At 75.7% G+C, this 19,353-nt stretch carries 21 protein-coding genes; 8 read left to right on the top strand and 13 right to left on the bottom strand.

Features of this window, described 5'->3' with window-relative positions:
- The 5 genes from ABZW14_RS32160 to ABZW14_RS32140 all read right to left on the bottom strand — a co-directional run.
- Positions 1-578 (bottom strand): DUF6597 domain-containing transcriptional factor (locus ABZW14_RS32160; protein ID WP_355354261.1); only part of this gene is annotated, 578 nt, incomplete at its 3' end.
- Between the two features lie 94 nt (positions 579-672).
- A complete protein-coding gene (locus ABZW14_RS32155) occupies positions 673-1,899 on the bottom strand; it encodes a bifunctional glycosyltransferase family 2/GtrA family protein (RefSeq protein ID WP_355354258.1) in 1,227 nt (408 codons plus the stop codon).
- A gap of 3 nt (positions 1,900-1,902) precedes the next feature.
- Positions 1,903-4,548 (bottom strand): glycosyltransferase family 39 protein, encoded by a 2,646-nt coding sequence (locus ABZW14_RS32150; protein ID WP_355354255.1) that lies wholly within the window; start codon positions 4,546-4,548, stop codon positions 1,903-1,905.
- A 45-nt stretch (positions 4,549-4,593) separates the two neighbouring features.
- Positions 4,594-6,099: an ATP-binding protein gene (locus ABZW14_RS32145; RefSeq protein ID WP_355354252.1), complete on the bottom strand. Its 1,506-nt coding sequence runs from the start codon at positions 6,097-6,099 to the stop codon at positions 4,594-4,596.
- The gene (locus tag ABZW14_RS32140) at positions 6,077-6,817 is read right to left on the bottom strand and encodes a response regulator transcription factor (protein ID WP_107079796.1); all 741 of its coding nucleotides are present in this window, start codon (positions 6,815-6,817) and stop codon (positions 6,077-6,079) included. Before ABZW14_RS32140 ends, ABZW14_RS32145 begins: the two co-directional genes overlap by 23 nt.
- A 173-nt stretch (positions 6,818-6,990) precedes the next feature.
- On the opposite strand from ABZW14_RS32140, the gene ABZW14_RS32135 reads away from it, so the two are divergent.
- The 3 genes from ABZW14_RS32135 to ABZW14_RS32125 are packed head-to-tail and all read left to right on the top strand — an operon-like array spanning position 6,991 to position 9,530.
- Positions 6,991-7,812 carry an FAD:protein FMN transferase gene (locus ABZW14_RS32135; RefSeq protein WP_355354249.1) on the top strand — a complete coding sequence of 274 codons (822 nt, stop codon included), beginning with the start codon at positions 6,991-6,993 and terminating at the stop codon, positions 7,810-7,812.
- A gap of 9 nt (positions 7,813-7,821) precedes the next feature.
- Entirely contained in the window at positions 7,822-8,736 is a 915-nt protein-coding gene (locus tag ABZW14_RS32130) for an SDR family oxidoreductase (protein WP_355354246.1), read from the top strand.
- Positions 8,733-9,530: an alpha/beta fold hydrolase gene (locus tag ABZW14_RS32125; protein ID WP_355354243.1), complete on the top strand. Its 798-nt coding sequence runs from the start codon at positions 8,733-8,735 to the stop codon at positions 9,528-9,530. The genes ABZW14_RS32130 and ABZW14_RS32125 overlap by 4 nt, the downstream gene beginning before the upstream one ends.
- Before the next feature lie 7 nt (positions 9,531-9,537).
- Here ABZW14_RS32125 and ABZW14_RS32120 read toward each other — a convergent pair whose 3' ends face one another.
- Positions 9,538-9,765 (bottom strand): hypothetical protein, encoded by a 228-nt coding sequence (locus ABZW14_RS32120; RefSeq protein WP_355354240.1) that lies wholly within the window; start codon positions 9,763-9,765, stop codon positions 9,538-9,540.
- A 139-nt stretch (positions 9,766-9,904) separates the two neighbouring features.
- Here ABZW14_RS32120 and ABZW14_RS32115 point away from each other — a divergent pair, with 139 nt between their 5' ends.
- Together ABZW14_RS32115 and ABZW14_RS32110 are read left to right on the top strand one after the other, a co-directional pair.
- The gene (locus ABZW14_RS32115) at positions 9,905-10,852 is read left to right on the top strand and encodes a serine/threonine-protein kinase (RefSeq protein ID WP_355354237.1); all 948 of its coding nucleotides are present in this window, start codon (positions 9,905-9,907) and stop codon (positions 10,850-10,852) included.
- A 75-nt stretch (positions 10,853-10,927) separates the two neighbouring features.
- Positions 10,928-11,356 (top strand): OsmC family protein, encoded by a 429-nt coding sequence (locus tag ABZW14_RS32110; protein ID WP_091266193.1) that lies wholly within the window; start codon positions 10,928-10,930, stop codon positions 11,354-11,356.
- 4 nt (positions 11,357-11,360) lie between these two features.
- On the opposite strand, the gene ABZW14_RS32105 is transcribed toward ABZW14_RS32110, so the two are convergent.
- Positions 11,361-12,311, bottom strand: a complete 951-nt coding sequence (locus tag ABZW14_RS32105) for an endonuclease/exonuclease/phosphatase family protein (protein ID WP_355354234.1) — start codon at positions 12,309-12,311, stop codon at positions 11,361-11,363.
- Positions 12,312-12,643: 332 nt separating this feature from the next.
- On the opposite strand from ABZW14_RS32105, the gene ABZW14_RS32100 reads away from it, so the two are divergent.
- A complete protein-coding gene (locus tag ABZW14_RS32100; protein WP_355354231.1) occupies positions 12,644-13,480 on the top strand; it encodes a hypothetical protein in 837 nt (278 codons plus the stop codon).
- An 8-nt stretch (positions 13,481-13,488) separates the two neighbouring features.
- Here the strand turns inward: ABZW14_RS32100 and ABZW14_RS32095 are convergent, their stop codons facing one another.
- The 5 genes from ABZW14_RS32095 to ABZW14_RS32075 all read right to left on the bottom strand — a co-directional run bounded on the left by ABZW14_RS32095 (position 13,489) and on the right by ABZW14_RS32075 (position 17,847).
- A complete protein-coding gene (locus ABZW14_RS32095) occupies positions 13,489-13,977 on the bottom strand; it encodes an ATPase (RefSeq protein ID WP_355354228.1) in 489 nt (162 codons plus the stop codon).
- 121 nt (positions 13,978-14,098) lie between these two features.
- Positions 14,099-14,545: a response regulator gene (locus ABZW14_RS32090; RefSeq protein ID WP_355354225.1), complete on the bottom strand. Its 447-nt coding sequence runs from the start codon at positions 14,543-14,545 to the stop codon at positions 14,099-14,101.
- A gap of 72 nt (positions 14,546-14,617) precedes the next feature.
- Positions 14,618-14,965 carry an STAS domain-containing protein gene (locus ABZW14_RS32085; protein WP_355354222.1) on the bottom strand — a complete coding sequence of 116 codons (348 nt, stop codon included), beginning with the start codon at positions 14,963-14,965 and terminating at the stop codon, positions 14,618-14,620.
- 87 nt (positions 14,966-15,052) lie between these two features.
- Entirely contained in the window at positions 15,053-16,102 is a 1,050-nt protein-coding gene (locus ABZW14_RS32080; RefSeq protein ID WP_355354219.1) for a cobalamin-dependent protein, read from the bottom strand.
- Positions 16,099-17,847 (bottom strand): PP2C family protein-serine/threonine phosphatase, encoded by a 1,749-nt coding sequence (locus ABZW14_RS32075; protein ID WP_355354216.1) that lies wholly within the window; start codon positions 17,845-17,847, stop codon positions 16,099-16,101. Before ABZW14_RS32075 ends, ABZW14_RS32080 begins: the two co-directional genes overlap by 4 nt.
- 259 nt (positions 17,848-18,106) lie before the next feature.
- Here ABZW14_RS32075 and ABZW14_RS32070 point away from each other — a divergent pair, with 259 nt between their 5' ends.
- Positions 18,107-18,451 carry an STAS domain-containing protein gene (locus ABZW14_RS32070; RefSeq protein ID WP_355354213.1) on the top strand — a complete coding sequence of 115 codons (345 nt, stop codon included), beginning with the start codon at positions 18,107-18,109 and terminating at the stop codon, positions 18,449-18,451.
- 46 nt (positions 18,452-18,497) lie between these two features.
- On the top strand, positions 18,498-18,845 hold the full coding sequence (locus ABZW14_RS32065) for an STAS domain-containing protein (RefSeq protein WP_355354210.1): 348 nt from the start codon (positions 18,498-18,500) through the stop codon (positions 18,843-18,845).
- Between the two features lie 64 nt (positions 18,846-18,909).
- On the opposite strand, the gene ABZW14_RS32060 is transcribed toward ABZW14_RS32065, so the two are convergent.
- On the bottom strand, positions 18,910-19,224 hold the full coding sequence (locus ABZW14_RS32060; protein ID WP_355354207.1) for a hypothetical protein: 315 nt from the start codon (positions 19,222-19,224) through the stop codon (positions 18,910-18,912).
- Positions 19,225-19,353: the final 129 nt, after the last annotated feature.

Below are 19,353 nucleotides of genomic sequence, written 5' to 3'. Positions count from 1 at the left end.
GTCGCGGCGACCGTGCCGCCGGCCGCGAGCCGGGCGGCGACCCGGGCGCCGAGCGGGTCGGGCCCCCCGGCGGCCCGCAAGCGGCCCAGGGCGACCTCCTCCAGCACGGCCGCGACCGGCCCCCGGCCGAGCGCCGACGCGGCGGGATCGCCGGCGGCTGAACCGGCACGGTGCCGGCGGAGGTCCCGGTGCGGGGTCGTGCCGACGGCCTCCGCGACCGGGTCAGGCCGATCGGCCGCTGACACGTCGGCCGCCGCGACGCGGTCGGCCAGGTCGGCGGCGGCGCGTCCCCACAGGTCGGCAAGGGGTACCCGCTGGTCGCGCAGCTCGTCGGCGGGCACGCCGAACACCGCCGGTCCGGTGCCCGGCGGCAGGCGCAGCCCGACCCACCGCTCCCCCGGCACGCTCACCGACAGGTGCGCGGTGCGGTCCGGCCCGGCCACCAGCAGCCCCGACCGGCTGGACCAGAGCAGGTCCAGGCACCCGTCCGGCAGCACCCGCACGGACGCGGCGCCACGCGAGACGCTGGCCCACCGCACGGCCCCGGGGATCCCGGGCGCCGGCCCCTCCCGGTACATCCCCCCACCCTGCCACGCGCCGGCGCGTTTCCTGCTCCGGATCCTGGCGAGTTGCCGTTCCCAGCGAACGGGAACTCGCCAAGATCCGCCGCGGTCAGGGACGGTGGTGCATGGCGAGCCGGAGCAGGGTGAAGCGGAGGGCGGTCGCCGCGAGGTTGGCGGCGACCAGGACGGTCAGCTCCAGGACGCGCGGCGGCGTTCCGGCGGTGGCGTGCAGGACCGCCAGGGAACCGCTGGTCAGCGCCAGGCCGAGGGCGAAGGCGAGCAGGCCCTGGAGATGGTGCCGGCCGGCGTGCCGGCGGCCCGTGACGCCGAAGGTGAGCCGCCGGTTGGCCGCCGTGTTGGCCACCGCGGTGACCAGCAGCGCCAGCAGGTTCGCCGGTTGCGCCCCGAGCGGGCCGCGGGCCGACACGAACAACACGAGGTACGCCAGCGTGCTGGCCACCCCGACCACGGCGAACCGGGCGAGCTGCCGCGGCAGCCCGACGGGCACCTGGGCCGGCGGCGCGGGCAGCGGCGCCCGGCCGAGCTGCGCGCGCAGGTCGGCCAGGGGCAAAGCCCCGGTGACCAGGCCCCGGCCCAGCCGCCAGATGCCGCGCAGGTCGGCCAGCGCGGTGGCCATGATGTCCACCCGGCTGTCCGGGTCGTCCACCCAGTCCACCGGCACCTCGTGGATCCGCAGTCCGGCCCGCTGCGCCAGCACCAGCAGCTCGGTGTCGAAGAACCAGCCGGTGTCCTGCACCAGCGGCAACAGCCCCGCCGCCACGTCGGCGCGGATCGCCTTGAAGCCGCACTGCGCGTCGGAGAAGCGCACCGCGAGGGTGCCGCGCAGCAGCAGGTTGTAGCCGCGCGAGATCACCTCCCGCTTGGCCCCCCGGACCACCCGGCTGGTCCGCGCCAGCCGGGTGCCGATGGCCAGATCCGAGTGGCCGGAGATGAGCGGGGCGACCAGCGGCAACAGCGCCGCCAGGTCGGTGGAGAGGTCCACGTCCATGTACGCCAGCACCGGCGCCGGCGAGGCCGACCACGCGGCCCGCAGCGCCCGGCCCCGGCCCTTGGCGTCCAGGTGCAGCACCCCCACCTCGGGCAGCTCGGCGGCGAGCGCCTCGGCCACCGCGAGCGTGCCGTCCACGCTGGCGTTGTCCGCCACGGTGATCCGGAACGGGTACGGGAAGTGCGCGGTGAGGTGCGCGTGCAGCCGCCGGACGCAGGGGCCGAGGTCGGCCTCCTCGTTGTAGACGGGCACCACCACGTCGAGCACCGCCGTGGGCGCCGTGGGCCGGGCCTGCACGGCGGCCCGGGGTTCGCTCGTGTCGGTCATCGCTCAGCCCCGCTCTCCGCCGCTCAGGTCGTACACGGTCACGCCGTCGACCGTCTGTGCCGTGAAGTTCTCCGCCACCCAGGCGGCGATCTCGCCGGAGGCGTTGCTGCCGCCGTTGGCCCGGAACCCACCGCCGCCGATGAAGTAGTGGATCCGTCCGTCGGCGACGTACTGCTGGAACTGGGCGAGGGTCGGCGACGGGTCGCTGCCGTTGAAGCCGCCGATCGGCATCACCGGCTCGCGGGTGGCGAGCTGGTAGCCGGAGGCGTTGTTCGAGCCGACCGTCGCGGCGACCCAGGTGTAGTGGTTCGCGTCGGCCTCCAGCAACGCCTTCAGCTCGGCGCTCGGCTCGCGGGCGTCGAGCAGCCCGCCCATGCCGCCGCCGCGCTGCGACCGGCCGTCACCACCGGGGAACTGCCCGGTCGTGCCGCGCTGCCCGGTCGTCCCGTCCTGGCCGGTGCCGTTCTGACCGGAGCCGTCCGGCCCGGCGCCGTTCTGACCGGGGCCGGTCTGGCCGCCCGGGAAGCCGGGGAACTGGCCGGTGCCGCCGCCGGGGAAGGCCGGGAACTGTCCGTTCTGGCCGGTGCCGCCGTTCTGCGCGGTGCCGCCTGATGCGGTGCCGCCGGTCTGGCCGCCCGGGAAGCCGGGGAACTGGCCGCCGGGGAACTGCATGCCGCCCGGCATCCGGCCGCCGCCGGGGAAGCCGCCACGGCCACCGGGGCCGAAGCCGCCCTGCACGAACGGGCCGGCGCTCGGGATCGAGCCGGTGTGCGCGGTCGCCGCCGTCTGGAGCGAGTACGCCGCCGGTCCGGCGAGCGCGGCCGCCGCGCCGAAGGCCAGCAGCACCGGCGCCACCCGGCGGGGCAGGCGGTCGACGAGGACCAGCAGCGCGGCGACGGCCAGGCCGACCACCAGCACGGCGGTGCGCAGCCACGGGTACCAGTCGGCGCTGCGGCCGAGCAGGTGCCAGGACCACCAGGCGGTGACGCCCAGCGTGACCGCCAGGATCATGGTCGCGACGAACCCGCGCCGCCGGCCCGGGGCGACCGGACCGCCCGCCGGGGCGGGTGTGGTGCCCGCCGCCGCAGCCACCTGGTCACCGGGCACACGGTGCCCCGGCTGCTGCTGGTTCGGCGGAGTGCCGGGCGCGACGGCGGCGTCGGTGACGGACACCGGCGACGGGCCCGTGACCGGGTGACCAGGCGGGCCGTCCGGGGATGCTGCCCCGGCGCCGTGAACGCCGGGCCCGGCGGCCACCGGCGGAACCGGACCTGCGGCGGCCGGCGGGACCGAGCCCCCGGTGGCCTGCGGGACCGAGCCCGCGGCGGCCGGCGGGAGGGGGCCGGTGGTGGTGGCCGGGGTGTACCCGGGGGTGGCCGCGGCGGGGATCGCCGGACTGGTCCGGGCCCGCCAGAGCAGGGTCACCCCGATGCCGACCAGCGCGCCGACGGCCGGGGCCAGGGCCACGGTGTAGTACGCGTGGAAGATCCCGGACATGAAGCTGAAGATCAGTCCGGTGACCAGGAGCCAGCCGCCCCAGAGCAGCAGCCCAGCGCGGATCCGGTCGGTACGCGCCGCCCGCCCGGCCAGCCACAGCCCGGCGACCAGCAGGATCAGCGCGGCCGGCAGCAGCCAGGAGATCTGGCCGCCGACCTCGGTGTCGAACATCCGCAGCAGGCCGGACTGTCCGGAGAACGGGCCCCCGCCCCCGCCGCCCATGCGGCCGCCGCCGACGCTGCCCTCCTCGTCGCCGGTGATCCGTCCGAGGCCGTTGTAGCCGAGGGTCAGCTCCAGGATGCTGTTGTGCTGCGAGCCGCCGATGTACGGGCGGGCGCCGGCCGGGACCAGCTCCACGATCGCCACCCACCAGCCGGCAGCGACCACCACGGCCAGCCCGGAGAGCAGCAGCTGGCGGATCCGCCGCCAGAAGCCGGTCGGCGCGGCCAGCAGGTAGACCCCGGCGAAGACCGGGATCAGCAGGAACGCCTGGAGCATCTTGGTGAGGAAGCCGAGGCCGACCAGGGCGCCGGTGAGGGTGATCCACCGGGTGCTCGCGGTCTCGACCGCGCGGACCGTCGCGTAGGCGGCGCTGACCAGCAGGAACACCAGCAGGGCGTCGGGGTTGTTGAACCGGAACATCAGCGTTGCGACCGGGGTGACCGCGAGCACCGCCCCGGCGAGCAGGCCGGCGACCGGCCCGTACCAGCGGCGCACGGTGGCGTACAGCACGCCGACCGAGGCGACGCCGAGCAGCGCCTGCGGCACCAGGATCGACCAGCTGCTCAGCCCGAACAGGCGGACCGAGAGGGCCATCAGCCACAGCGAGGCCGGGGTCTTGTCGACGGTGATCGAGTTGGCCGCGTCCGAGGAGCCGTAGAAGAAGGCCTTCCAGCTCTCCGAGCCGGCCTGCACGGCCGCCGAGTAGAACGCGTTGCCCCAGCCCGAGGCGCCGAGGCCCCAGAGGTAGAGCACGGCGGTGGCCAGCAGCAGGCCGAGCAGGGCCGGTCGCGTCCAGCGCGGGTCGCGACGGGGCGGCTCGGCGGGCGGCTGCGCCGGGGGCCGGACCGGTTCCGGGGCGGGCGCGGGAGCCGGGTCGGTCGCGGGCGACCCGGCTGCGGGCGCGGTCAGCAGGCTCTCTGTTCTGTCCATGCGGGCAAGCCTCGGGCGATCCGCTGACCCGGCCCCGTGAGCGACCTATGCGTCGGCTGTGGATCCGGGCAGGCGCACCGTGAACACGGTCCGCCCGCGATGGCTCGCCACCTCGACCTCGCCGTGGTGGGCCTCCACCACGGCGGCCACGATGGCCAGGCCGAGGCCGGTGCTGCCGTGCGCCCGGGAGCGGGAGCTGTCGCCGCGGGCGAACCGCTCGAAGACCTCCGGTTGCAGCTCCGCGGGGATGCCGGGGCCGTCGTCGGTGACGCTCAGCTCGACGCCGCCGGCCACCGGCGCGAGCCGGGTGGTGACCGTGGTGCCGGGCGGGGTGTGCACCCGGGCGTTGGCGAGCAGGTTCGCCAGCACCTGGTGCAGCCGGTGGGCGTCGCCGGTGACGCTGACCGGCTCGTCGGGCAGGTCGAGCTGCCAGCGGTGTTCGGGGCCGGCCACGTGCGCGTCGCTGACCGCGTTGACCACCATGGCGGTGAGGTCGACCGGCTCGGCCGCGAGCGGGCGGCCGGAGTCGAGGCGGGCGAGCAGCAGCAGGTCGTCGACGAGGCTGGTCATCCGGGTACTCTCCGACTCCACCCGCCGCAGGGCGTGCGCCACGTCCGGCGGCACCTCGTCCCGGCCGCGCCGGGCCACCTCGGCGTAACCGCGGATGGCCGCGAGCGGGGTGCGCAGCTCGTGGCTGGCGTCGGCGACGAACTGGCGTACCCGCGTCTCGCTGGCCTGCCGGGCGGCGAGCGCGGCGGCGACGTGGCCGAGCATCCGGTTGAGCGCGCCGCCCACCTGTCCGACCTCGGTACGCGGGTCGGTGTCGGCCGCCGGAACGCGCACCGACAACGCCGGCTCGCCCCGGTCCAGCGGCAGCTCGGTGACCCGGGCGGCGGTGGCGGCGACCCGGTTCAGCGGGCGCAGCGCGGCCCGGACGATCAGCAGGCCGAGCCCGCCGGCGATGATCAGCCCGGCGGCGACCAGCCCGGCCTGGGCGACCAGCAGCCACATGACCGTCTCGTTCACCGAGGAGAGCGGGTAGGCGAAGATCAGGATGTCGCCGTCGTCGACCCGGCGCGCGACGGCCCGGTACTCACCGTGGTCGCCCAGCTCGACGGTGCGGGGCCGCCCGTCGGTGGGCTGCCGGGTCAGCGGAGCGGCGTCGCCGGCCGGCAGCGAGTCGGCGGTGCCGGCGGTGGTCCGGATCGTGCTCGACACGACCTGGCCGTCCACCAGCTTGACGGCGACCGAATCCGGCGGGAAGCCGGGCGGCGGCTCCAGCACGCGCGGGCTGCCGTCCGAGCGCTGCCGCTCGTACGGGTTGCGGAAGTAGGGCTGGATCTGACCGGCCCCCCGCTCGCCGGCGGTGATCTGGTTGTCGACCTGGCCGATGAGGAAGTGCCGCAGGGCGATCGTGGTCAGGCCGCCGATGCCGATGCTGACCAGGGCCAGCAGCGCCACGACGGAGAGCACCAGGCGGCGGCGCAGTGACCACCCGGCCAGCCATCGCCGCAGCCGCCCGCCCCGGTCACTCCGCGGGCTTGAGGACATAGCCCGCCCCGCGCAGGGTGTGGATCATGGGCTCCCGGCCCGCGTCGATCTTCTTGCGCAGGTACGAGATGTACAGCTCGACCACGTTGGCCTGGCCGCCGAAGTCGTAGTTCCAGACCCGGTCGAGGATCTGCGCCTTGCTCAGCACCCGGCGCGGGTTGCGCATCAGGTACCGCAGCAGCTCGAACTCGGTGGCCGTGAGGTTGATCAGGTCGCCGCCGCGGCGTACCTCGTGGCTGTCCTCGTCGAGGCTCAGGTCGCCGACGGTGAGCACGGCTTCCTCGCGGGCGGCGACGGCGAACCCGGAGCGGCGCAGCAGGGCGCGCAGCCGGGCGATCACCTCTTCGAGGCTGAAGGGCTTGGTGACGTAGTCGTCGCCGCCGACGGTGAGGCCGGCGATCCGCTCCTCGACCGCGTCCCGCGCGGTCAGGAAGAGCACCGGCACGGTGGGCGCCTGCTCGCGCAACCGGCGGAGCACCTGGAAGCCGTCCAGGTCGGGGAGCATGACGTCGAGCACCACGGCGTCGGGCTTGAACTGCCGGGCGGCGCTGATCGCCGCCATCCCGTTGCCGGCGGTGGTCACCTGCCAGCCCTCGTAGCGCAGCGCCATCGAGAGCAGGTCGGTGAGTGTCGGCTCGTCGTCGACCACCAGCACCCGCACCGGTTCGCCGTCCGGTCGCCGCAGCTCGATGCGGCCCTGCGCGGCCTGCCCGTTCATGACCATGCTCCCATCGTGGGCGCACCCGCTGTGGCGGTCCTGTCCCGATCCTGTGTACCAGCTGTGCGGGTCGTGCGCCCGGAATCCGCGCGGCGCCGGAGCGCGGGCGGACGCACAGCCGGACCACAGGAACGGCCCACGTCCCCTCCAGAAACGGCGAGCACGCTCGGCGCATGAGCGTCGACGGGTTCTTCGAGGTCCGCTGGTGGTGGCGGGACCAGGTCGTGAGGCTCGCGGTCACCGATCGTACGGCGCTCCCGGCGGCCCGGCGCGCGGTGGCGCGCCGCCTGGCCGGGCTGCGCGCGGTCGACGTGGAGCTGGCCCGGGCCCACCGGGCCGCCGGCCGGCCGGTGCCGGTGGGTCCACTGCTGCGCGACCTGGTGGCGGTGTCGCTGGGCGCGGCCGAGGCGACCGGCGGGCTGGTGGACCCGACGGTCGGCGCGGCCCGGTTGCGCCGGTCGGTGAGCCCCCTGCCGGCCTGCGGCTCCGGGTGGGGCCGGGTGGACCGGGGCGGGGACTGGCGGGCGGTGTCGCTGCGCGGGGACCTGCTGGCGGTGCCGCCGCCGCTCTGGCTGGACCTGGGCGGGACGGCCGGCGCGTACCTGGTGCAGCGGTGCGCCGAGCACGTGGCGGCGCGGCACGGGACGGGCGTGCTGGTGGCGGTCGGGTCCCGGGTGGCCGCCGCGGGTCCGGCGCCGGCCGGCGGCTGGCGGGTCGCGCACGGGCCGGCCACGCTGACCAGCGGCGCGCTGGTCACGGCCGACGTGCTGCGCCCGGACGGCGGCGGGGTACGCGACCCGCGCACCGGCGCCGCGCCGGACTCGCCGTGGGCCGCCGTGACGGTGGCCGCGCCCGACGCCGCGCGGGCCGCGATGCTGGCGGTGGCCGCGCTGGCCCGCGGCGCCGACGGTCCGGAATGGCTGGCCGGCCAGGGCGTACGGGCGTGGCCGCGGACGCGCCGGACGGCCCTTCCCCAGCCCGCTACCCGGTGGTAACTTGCCGGCATGTCCATCGACGGTCGTCCCGCCGGCCGGCTGGCCGGCAAGGTGGTGCTGGTGACCGGGGCGGCCCGGGGCATCGGCGAGCACACCGCCCGGCTCGCCGCCGCCCGGGGCGCGCGGCTGGCCCTCGTCGGGCTGGAACCCGACCGCCTCGCCGCGCTCGCCACCGAGCTGGGTCCGGGCCACGTCTGGTTCCCCGCCGACGTCACCGACCAGGCTGAGCTGACCGCCGCGGTCGACGGCACGGTCGCGGCGCTGGGCGGCATCGACGCGGTGGTGGCGAACGCCGGGGTCGCCAACCGGGGCACCATCGCCGTCGGCGACGTCGAGGCCCTGGTCCGCACGGTCGAGGTGAACCTCGTCGGGGTCATGCGCACGGCGGCGGCGACCGTGCCGGCGCTCATCGCCCGTCGGGGCTACCTGCTGATCGTCTCCTCCGCCGCCGCGTTCGCGGCGCTGCCCGGGATGGCCGCCTACTGCGCCTCCAAGGCCGGTGTGGAGCACTTCGGCACCGCCATCCGGCTGGAGTTGGCACACCGTGGCGTTGCCGTGGGCACGGCACACCCGTCCTGGGTGGACACCGACCTGGTGCGCGAGGCTCGGGCCGACCTGCCGGCGTTCGAGTCGGCGCTGGCGAAGCTGCCCTGGCCGATGCGGCGTACCACCACCGTCCAGGAGTGCGCGGAGGCGTTCGTCCGGGCGATCGAACGCCGGCGGCGCCGGGTCTACGTGCCGCGCGCTGTCGGTGGCGTGCAGGCGGTCCGGTCGCTGCTGGTCAGCCCGCTCGCCGACCGGCTGGTCGGGTGGACCGCCAAGGACCTGGTCCCGCTCATCGAGGAGCAGTCCCGGTCGCTGGGGCGGGGCTTCGGGGCCAGCACGCCGGAGGCACCGGTGAGCGCGAAGGAGACACCGCGATGAGCGCACCCGTGGAGGTGATCTTCGAGCGGCGCGGCGCCGGGACGCCGCTGGTGCTGTTGCACGGCATCGGTCACCACTGGGCCGCCTGGTCGCCGGTGCTGGACCGGCTCGCCGAGGCGCACGACGTGATCGCCGTCGACCTGCCCGGCTTCGGCCGTTCGCCGGTGCCCGCCGCCGGCCTGCCCGCCGACATGCCCGCCCTGGTGGCCGGGATCGTCGAGCTGTTCGCCGCGCTCGGGCTGGACCGCCCGCACGTGGCGGGCAACAGCCTCGGCGGTGCCATCGCCCTGGAACTGGCCGCCGCCGGGGCCGTCTCGTCGGCCACCGCCCTCTCCCCCGCCGGCTTCTGCACACCGCGCGAGCTGCGCTGGGCGCTCACGGTGCTCAGCCTGCACCGCAACGCCGCCCGGCTGCCCGAACCCGTGCTGCGCTCGCTGTTCGCCAGTCCGGCGCTGCGCACCCTCGCGCTGGGCATGATCCTGGCCCGGCCGAACCGGATGGCGCTGGCCGAGGCACTGGCCGACGCGCGGGCGCTGCGCGAGGCACGCGCCTTCCGCGCGGTGGCCCGGGCCGGCCGGGGCTACGCCTTCGCCGGCGCGCCGACCGTGCCGGTGACGGTCGCGTGGGGCACCCGGGACCGGATCCTGCCCTACCGGCAGGCGGCGCTGGCGCGGACCCGGCTGCCGGCCGCCCGGCACCTGGATCTCACCGGCTGCGGGCACGTGCCGATGCACGACGACCCGGAACTGGTCGCCTCGGTCATCCTCGGGACCACCGGCGCACGGGCGGCCTGAGCAGGGCTCACTCGGTATCGCCGAACGGGTAGGTGCGCACGTACCGCATCGTCCAGTCGCTCCCGTCGTGGTGGTGGCGGTCGCGCTCGTAGAGGTGGTCGGCCTCGCCGCCGGGCGGCCGGTCCGGGTGGCGCAGGATCCACCGCTGCGGTGGCGCCCCGTCCGGGTCGGCGGGCAGGTCCCGCACCAGGTCGTCGGCCGGGCCGCCGACGAACCGCACGCGCACCAGAGCCACGGTCACCCTCCGTCTCGCCGTCGACACGCTCCCCTGCCGCGAAGCTACCCCGCCCGGGGCCGCGAACCCCGGCGGTTTGCCCTGCTCGGGGCCCGGGTAGCGAGACCGGAGGCACCGGAACGAGGGCGAGGAGTGGTCGATGAGGACGCTGGGCGGGCGGTACGAGCTCGAACGGCGCGTCGGCATCGGCGGGATGTCCGAGGTGTGGCGGGCGCACGACCTCGTGCTCGACCGGACCGTCGCGGTGAAGCTGATCTCGCCGGGGCTCGACGGGGAGGCCACCTCGGTGGAGCGGATCCGGCGGGAGGCCCGCTCGGCGGCCCGGCTGGTGCACCCGAACGTGACCAGCGTCCACGACTTCGGCACCGCCGCCCTGCCCGACGGGCGCGCCGTGCCGTACATCGTGATGGAGCTGGCCGAGGGCGAGACGCTCGCCGCCCACCTGCGCGGCGGCGCGCTCGACTGGCGGATCGCGGTGCGGGTGTGCGCCGAGGTGAGCGCCGCGCTGGCCGCCGCGCACGCGCACGGCATCGTGCACCGGGACGTGAAGCCGGCGAACGTGATCCTCACCCCGGCCGGGGTGAAGGTGCTGGACTTCGGGATCGCCACCCCGGCCGGCGCGCCCGACCACACTCCGGACGGGATCGTGGTGGGCACGCCGGCGTACCTGGCGCCGGAGCAGCTCGACCGGCAGCCGGCCACCCCGGCCGCGGACATGTACGCCCTGGGCGTGCTCCTCTACTACTGCCTGACCGGCCGGCTCCCGTACGCCGCCGACAGCACCACCCAGCTGCTCGGCTCGGGCCGGCGCCGGCCACCGGAGCCGCTGCCCGAGGTCACCGGGTTGCCGGCCGAGGTGACCGACCTGTGCCGCCGCTGCCTCGCCACCGACCCGGGCGACCGGCCGAGCAGCCTCATGGCGGCGCTGCTGCTCGCCGAGGTGGTGGACGCCCGCGTCTACGTGCCGATGGTGGTGACGACGCCCCGCCAGCGCAACGCCCCGGTGTCGCCGTGGACCGAGCGGGCCGCCGCCGAGGCGACCGAGGCGATCGCGGTCGACGCGTACCCGACCGGCCAGGCCGGCTGACGTGCTCCCTGCTCAGGCGCGGTTTCGCCGGGCGGGGGCCGGGTAGCCGGGCGGGTGAGTGACGGGAGGAACGCGATGCCGGATCCGAGTTCCTGGCTGGCCGAGACGGCCACGGCGACCGCCGCGGGCGGTCACGTACGCACCGACGACGGCGGTCTCTCCTCCGCCCTGGCGTCCCCGTTGGCGCCGCACTGCACCGGCCTGACGCCCGAGCAGCTCCTGGCCGCCGCGTTCGCCTCCTGCCTGCACCACGCGGCGGTGGAGGCGGCCGGCGAGATCACCGACGAGGCGCACACCGTCGAGGTGACGGCAGCGGCGAAGCTGGGCCGCGACGACGACGGCCGGTACCGCGCCGACGTGCACGCCGAGATCTCCTCGGCGGGCCTCACCCGGGATCAGTTGGCCGACCTGGTCGCGCACGCCGATCGGCTCTGGCCGTTCTCCAGCGGCGACAACAGCCGGCACCGGCTGACCGTCACTCCGGCGGAGAACGGCCGGCACTGACCTCTCACCAGCGGAAGCCGGCGGTCACCGCGCGGTGGTCGCTGTCCGGGGTGTGCACCACCCCGGCCGTGGTGGGGGTGAGCCCCCGGTAGAGGACGTGGTCCGGGCGGGTCACCGGAAGCTCCGCCGGCCAGGTGAAGCCGAAACCCTGACCCGCCTCGGCCTGGGCGTCGCCCAGCAGGCGGGTGAGCGGCCCGAAGACCCGGTCGGTGGTGGCGGTGTTCAGGTCGCCGAGCACCACCAGCCGCGGCGCGTCGTCGGCCCGCACGGTCGCGGCGAGGGCGCTGAGGGTCTCGTCCCGGGTGGCGGTGTGCCCGGCCCGGGCCGAGCCGAGGTGAACCACGTACACCGCCAGGTCGCCCTTCGGGGTGACGACCACGGCCCGCAGGGCGCGGTCCCAGCCGAGGCCGGTGTCCACGCCGTGCGCCTCGCGGATCGGCCAGCGGCTCCACAGCGCGACGGTGGAGACCGCGGCCCGGTGCGGGTAGCGGCCGCCCAGGGCGGCGGTGACCCGCTCGCCGTCGTCGACCTCCTGAAGCCCGATGAGGTCGGGGGCGGCGTCGGCGAGCGCGCCGAGCGTGGCGGCCGGGTCGGGATTGCCGGCGCGCAGGTTCTGGCTGGCCACCCGGAGCGAGGTGGTGCCCGCGCCGGAGGCCGGGGGCAGCCAGACGCCGCCGTAGAGCGCCACCCAGACCAGCGCCGGCAGCAGGACCACGAGCAGGGCCCGGCGGGACCGGCGCAGCAGCGCCGCGAGCGCGAGCAGGGGTACGCCGAGCCCGAGCAGCGGGGTGGCGCTGTCGACCAGGCTGCCCACGCCGTGCACGTTGGGCACGGTCCGGTGGCCGACCATCAGCAGGGCGAGCAGGACGGCGCACAGGCCGACGACGAGTCCCCGTCGGCCCGCGCGGCCGGCGGGTTCTCCGGCGGCCCGCTCATCGACCATCTGCTCCGTCACCGTCCGCATCGTATCGAGCGGCGGGACCCCGGGTGGTGGTGATGGGGGCAGGCTCCCGTCGCCGGCCGCGTGGGCTCTCCGGCCGACGGGTGCACCACCAGGTGGCGGGCCCATCCCTCGGCCGAACGGAGGATGGTGGTGGGAACCGCCGGTAAGAGGATCATGCACGTATTCTGTCCAGGTCTTTCGGACATGAACGGAAAATGCGAATCACGAGGATGATCGAGTTCGTGTTACACCGAGCGTAATGCGCGGGCGGATCATGGCAAATTGTGGCGCATGCCACCAACTACCCCGATGGCAAGCGCCCGGAAGCTTTCTAGCCTCGGCGGGTGCATGCCGATCACCCCGAAGAGCAGCAGCCGACCGACACGCCACCCGTTCGCCGGACGATCGACCCGGCATCGGCCGAACGGAGGATCGGCCGGCACCGCCCCCCGGCACCGGCCCGGTGCGGACCGATCCGATCCACCCCCGCCCGGATCGTCGTCGCCACCGGCGTGACCTGCTGCCTCGGCCTGATCGGCGTCGTCGGCGCGCGGGAGACCGGCCAGCGGCACGAGCCGGTCCGTGAGGTGCTCGCCGACCGGGTGGCCGCCGAGCAGCGGGCCTCCCGGGACTTCGAGCGGACCGCCCCGCCGGTCGCGGTGCCGGTCACCCCGATTCCCGCCGCCACCCCCAGCCCGACGCCCACGAAGAAGAAGACGCCGAAGAAGCCCGTCCGGCCCAAGCACCCCCGGCCCGTCGCCGGGCTGGACCAGCGGCAGATGGACAACGCCAAGGCGATCGTCGACACCGGCCTGGCCATGAAGATGCCCCGTCGCGCGCTCGTGGTGGCCGTGGCCACCGCCATGCAGGAGAGCGACCTCTACAACCTGGCCAGCGACGTGCTCCCCGAATCGTTCGACTACCCGCACCAGGGCAGCGGCTCCGACCACGACTCGGTCGGCCTCTTCCAGCAGCGGCCCAGCAGCGGCTGGGGCACGGTCGCCGAGTGCATGCGCCCGGCGTACGCGGCACGCGCCTTCTTCACCGCGCTCAACGAGGTGCCCGGCTGGGCCGAGATGAGCCTCACGGCGGCGGCGCAGGCGGTGCAGGTGTCCGCCTTCCCCGACGCGTACGCGCAGCACGAGGAGCGGGCCACCACGGTGGTGACGGCGCTGGTCTGAGCGGGCGCTCAGGCCGCGCTGCGCTCGGCGGCACCCCCGGTCGGCACGGCCGCGGCGGCGGTCGGCGTGTCCGGCGACACCGTGTCGCCGCGTGCCCCGGCGAGGATCTCGTCGACGCGGGCCTCGCGCCGGCGGCGGGCCACCAGCGCCGCCTCGAAGTCCCGGCGCGCCCGAACCGCCTCGGCGTACGCCTGCTCGCGTACCTGGCGGGCCTCCTCGCGGGCGGCCTCCAGCTCACTGCGGGCCTGAGCCAGCAGCCTGGCGGCCTCCCGCTCGGCGGCCGTCCCGGCGGCCACGTCGCGGTCCACCACGGCGGTCCGGCGGCGCAGGAAGTCGCAGAGGTGGGTCGCGTCCTCCCGAATCTGGTCCCACTCGCGGCCGGCGCCGGCGGCGCTCTCCGCGCGGGCGGCGAGCCGGACCAACCGGATTCCCAGCTCATCCAGGCAGGAGTCCACCTGCCGCTGGTCGTAACCGGTCTCAACCACGGAGAACCTCATGTCGTGTCGCCCCCCAGGCAGCTGGTGTCACGTCCCCACCTGACGATCCTGGGCGGCCGGCGGCCACGGCCGCGGCGGTTCCCGCAAATTGTTCAGCATCCGGACGCCCGGACGAAGCCGGTCAGGGGTGCTTGGGAAGCACCACCACCCGGCCGAAGAACTCGTCGATGCGGCGCACCACGTCGTTGAAGTCGTCCAGGTCGATCGGCTTCGTCACGTAGGCGTTGGCCTGGAGGGTGTAGCTGCCGAGGATGTCGGTGTCGGCGTTGGAGGTGGTCAGCACGACGATCGGGATGGTCCGCAGGTCCTCGTCCCGCTTGACCTCGCCGAGCACCTGGCGGCCGTCCATGCGCGGCATGTTCAGGTCGAGCAGGATGACGTCCGGCCGCCGGGCCTCGGTGTGCCGGCCCTCGCGGCGGAGGAACTCCATCGCCTCCTGGCCGTCGTTGACCACGTCGATGACCTTCTCGACGTCCGAGTCCTCGAGCGCCTCCTCGATCATCAGGACGTCACCCGGGTCGTCGTCCACCACCAGGATGCGAACGGGGCTCGGGGTGCCTTGACCCATGGGACTACCTGCTTCGTCTCGGAGGTGGAGCGCCGACGGCGAGGTCGACTGCTGGCGGGGAAATCTATCCGATCAGGAGGCGGCCGGCGTGGCCGGGTCGGCCGGCGACCCCTCGTGCCGCAGCACCTCGGCCAGCCCGGTCACCTGGAGCACCCGGGCCACCCGACCGGTCGCGGCGGTGACCCGCAACCAGCCGCCGGCCGCGGCGGCGAGATTGTCGCCGCGGACGAACGCGGCGATGCCGGTCGAGTCGCAGAAGGTCAGCTCGGCGAGATCCAGCAGCAGCTCTCGGTGCCCCTCGGCGAGCAGCCGGTCGATGGCCGCGTTGAGCTCCGGCGCGGTGCTCAGGTCGAGCTCACCCGCGAGCCGGAGGCGGGCCGGACCGCCGTCCCGCTCGCCGTACGCGACGGCGAAGGTCACCGTGGCCCCTCTCGCTCCTACCGCAGGCCGGCCCTTGCAGTGCAGCAAGTATACGCAGGTACCCCCGTCGCGCCCGCACCCAGCGGGTCACCGCGCGGGCGTGGCGGACAGCCCACCGACCAGCACGCAGGCCCGGTCGAGGAACCGGGCGGCCCGGGGGAAGTCGCGCAGCCGCTGTCCATAGTGGTCGAGGGTCAGCCCGACGGCGCCAGCCGGGACCCGGCGGCTCACCAGGATGGCCACCAGCCACTCGACGAACTCGGTGAAGAGGGTCTCGTCGTCGACGTAGAGGGCGGCGGCGAGGAAGTCGACGATGTAGCCGAGGTCGCTGACCGTCGAGTCGAGCTGCGCCGGGGTGTAGTCGCGCACCCCGGGCACCCGCTCCCGCAGGTCGGCCAGGGCACTGTCGATCAGCTCACCGCGCCGCTTGGCCAGGCTCGCGTACTCGTCGTCGGCCAGGTGGTCGAGCCGGGCCGGCGGCACCGCGCGCAGCACCCGTTCGTCGGCTACCAGGTCGGCCGCGGTCGGCGCGTCGGGCGCCCAGGGCACGCCGAGCACCCGGGCCCAGCGCCCGTCGCCGCCGAAGCCGCGCCCGCCCACCACCACCGGCACGTCGGAGCGGCGGCACGCCTCGATCATGCGGTGCGCGTGCGGCAGCCGCATCGGCAGCGCGCAGGCGAGGGCGACCGCGTCCGCGTCGTAGCGGTGCAGGTAGGAGACCAGGTGCGCGGCGGGCACGCTGGCCCCGAGGAAGGTGATCTGCCAGCCGCGCAGCCGCAGCACCTCGGCCACCAGCCGGGCCGGCAGCGCGTGCCACTCGCCGTCCATGCACGCGACCACGATCCGGCCCCGCGTCGGGCGCGGAGCGGCGTACGCGGCGACGGCCGCCACCACCCGCTCGCTGATGTGGGTGGCGGCGTGCTCCTGGGCGACGCTCCACTCGTCGCGCGCCCACCGCTCGCCCACCTCGGCCTGGGCCGGTGCGACCAGGTCCAGCAGCACCCGCTCGGCCGGCACGCCGGACTCCAGCAGCCCGAGAGCCACCTCGACCGCGGCGTGCTCGTCGGCTTCCGCCAGGCACTCCAGGTAGCCGGGGAAGGCGTGGGCCGGGTCGGCCTCGGCGGTCGTCGCGGTCACGCGTCGGTCTCCCTCGTTCGGTCGGCCCCGCTCGGCCCGGGCACCGCGTGCAGGTGGCGGCCGGGGCGGCCGGGGCTGGTCGCCCGCAGCGCGAGCACCGCGATGTCGTCGTGGTCGCCGTGACCGAGCCAGTCGCAGGTCACCTGCTCGACCCGTTCGGTCAGTGCCGGGGCGGGCATCCGGTGGCAGCCGGTCACCGCGTGCAGCAGCCGCTCGGCGCCGAACTGCTCGTCGCCCCGCCGGCCGCCGCGCGCCTCGGTCACCCCGTCGCTGTAGAGCAGGCAGGTCTCGCCCGGGGCCAGGTGCACGGTGACCTCGCCGATCCGGGGATCGGGCACCACACCGATCAGCATGCCGCTCAACGGCACCACCTCGATCTCGCCGGAGGCCCGCAGCACCAGCGGCGGCAGGTGGCCGCCGCCGGCCATGGTCAGGGTGAGACCGCCGTCGCGGTGCGGGCGCACCACGCCCAGCACCATGGTGGCGAACCGGCCCTGCCCGTGCGCCTGGGTGGTCTCCAGCAGCGCGTCGTTCAGCAGCTTCAGCAACCGTCCCGGCTGCGACTCGACCCGGTGCAGCGCGTGCAGGCACTGGCGGAGCTGGCCGGTGAACACGGCCGCCTCGACGCCCTTGCCCGAGACGTCGCCGAGGAAGAAGACCGAGCCGCCGTCGACGAGCCGGTGGGAGCCGTAGAAGTCGCCGCCGATCCGCAGCCCGGCCTGCGCCGGCCGGTAGGCGGTGCCCCATTGCACGCCCGGGGCCGCCGCCGGCTCGACGGGCAGGAGGCTGGCCTGGAGGGTGTCGGCGACCTCGGCCTGGTCGCGGTAGAGCAGCGCGGTGGTGAGCGCGGCGCCGGCCCGACCCGCGAAGGCACGGACCAGGTCGAGGTCGGCCTCGTCGTACGAGCGGCTGGCCCGCCGGGCGACCAGCAGCACCCCGGCCGGGGCCTCCCGGCCGGGCAACGGCACCACGCGCGCGGTGGCGCCGGCCTCGTCGAGACCGGGCAGCCAGCCCGCCTCGACGGCCTGCTCGACAAGCCAGTCCAAGGCATGCGGCTCGGCGCCGCCGAGCCCCTCGGAGATCGCCGCCGGCAGCGCCGCGGCGGCGAGCACACCGCTGTCCACGGCGGGCGCCTCGTCGTCCGCGCGCACCGCCCGCCACCACCGGGCGCGGCCGGAGCGCGGGGCCAGCACCAGCACGGCGACGTCGGCCACGGTCGGCACGGCCAGCCGGACCACCGCGGCGGCGGCACGGTCGGGGTGCAGGGGGTTGCCGAGCTTCTCGCCGACCACGGCGAGGAACGCCGAGCGGGCCCGCTCGGCGAGCAGCGCGTCGGCGCGGCTGACGCTCTCCGTGACGTCCTCGACGTACCAGCAGCGGCGACCGGCGGAGAGCGCGACGCGGCGCAGTCGCAGCCGCCGGTCGTGATGGGTGAACTCGCCCGGGTCGTCGCCGCGCAGCGCGGGCACGCCGGCCGCGGCGAGGACCTCGCCGGCGACCGCCTCGGGGACCAACCGCTCGGCCACCGGGCTGACGTGCCGCACCACCCCGCCGGCGTCACACACGATCAGACCCTCGCGGAAGTGCTCCACCACCTCCGACCAGTCGGGGGTCGCGGGGCCGCGGTCCGGAGCCAGGCGGGGCAGGGCCGGCTCGGGCGGGGACCACGACCGAGCCCGTCGGGCACCCGGCGTGGAGATCCGTCCGTCGCCCGGGTCAGCACCCCTGACGTCGGCAGCAGTCACCAGCTTGAGCCCCACTCCTTGTCGATACCCGCGGTCCACCTGAATCGGTGTGTATGGTCAAATCTCTTCGCCCACCCTACGCCGGTGTGCCGCTACCGCCACCCCACGGCTCACGGCCCGGCCTGCGGACGCGCCATCCGGCGGGCCCGTGCCGGGCTTGTTACGATCCGGAACGACCCGGCCCCGACCGGCAGCGCGGAGAGGCGTGATGGTGGCACCCCGACGGAGAACGCCCGACGCGACACCGCTCAGCATCTCCGTGGACCGCTCGGACCCGGCGGCGCCGGCCATCCGGGTCGGCGGTGACCTCGCCTTCGCCACGGCCGCCCCGCTGCGCAGGGAGGTCGACCGGCTGCTGGCCGAGGCCCCGCCGACGCTCGTGCTGGACTTCCGCGACCTGATCTTCATCGACAGCACCGGCCTGTCGGTGATCGTCCACGCCTGGCGGGACGGCCAGCGGGTCGGCACGGCCATCCAGCTGCGTGAGACGCCCCGCTTCCTGGCCACCATCCTCGACATGACCGGGGTCGCCGGCCTGCTGTCCCGGCCGCAGCCCGACGGCCGGTCCGAGCGGCCCACGACGGGCTCGTCCGCCCTTGCCTGAGCACCCTGGGGTTTTCGGGACCGGCCCGGGCTGGGAACATGGGGGTATGCCCTCCCAGCTGTTGACCATCGAGGTGGACCGGCTCGACGCCGGACGTGCCCGGCTCCGGCTGACCGGCGAGCTGGACTTCGACACCGCGCCGGAGCTCATCGCCGCGGCTGCCGAGCTGCGCCGCGACGGCTGCCAGGAGCTGCTGCTCGACTTCGCCGAGGTGGCGCTCTGCGACTCCTCCGGCCTGAGCGCCCTGGTGGTCATCCACCGGGCCGGCGCCGGCCCGGTGCGGCTGTCCGCCCTGAGCCCGCAGATCCGGCAGCTGCTCGACCGCACCGGGCTGGCCGAGCTGCTGGCCGTCCCGCCGCCCGGGGAGACCGGGTCGGCCCGCGAGGTCGGCTGACCGTCCGGGAGACGGGGGTGGCCCCCGACCCTGGGACCAGGGGCCGGGGGCCGGGGAGGGTGGCTCAGGCGGCGGGGATGGCCTGCAGGCGCGGGCCGGACTCGCGCAACTCCCCCACCGTGGGCGACGCCGCGTCCTCCGGCGCGCCGGAATCGGGCGTCTGGAACAGGTAACGGACGAACTCCCCACCCGCCTCGTTGTCGTCGGCTCCCGGCCACTGCCCCACACAGTCGACACCGACGACCTCGCGTCCGCTGCCGTCGCTCTCCTCCAGCAGCGCCCAGAGGGTCACCGGGTAGCTGCGGGTGCCACCCGGGTCGACCTGCCACCGGGCGTACCAGCCGGGCCGGGCGGGGACGATCTCCACGATCCGTTTCATGACGACCTGCCCTTCCGCGTGCGTCGGAAGTTCTTCCGGTCCACCACGATCCTGCGGGTCGCCGGGGTGACCGGTCCTCACCCGCAGCGAGTGAAGCGGGCCGGTCGTCCGGCACCCGTTTCCTTCCCG

Source organism: Micromonospora sp. NPDC004551, assembly GCF_040609975.1.
Taxonomy (GTDB): Bacteria; Actinomycetota; Actinomycetes; order Mycobacteriales; family Micromonosporaceae; genus Micromonospora.
This window is presented reverse-complemented; position numbering and strand designations above follow the sequence as displayed.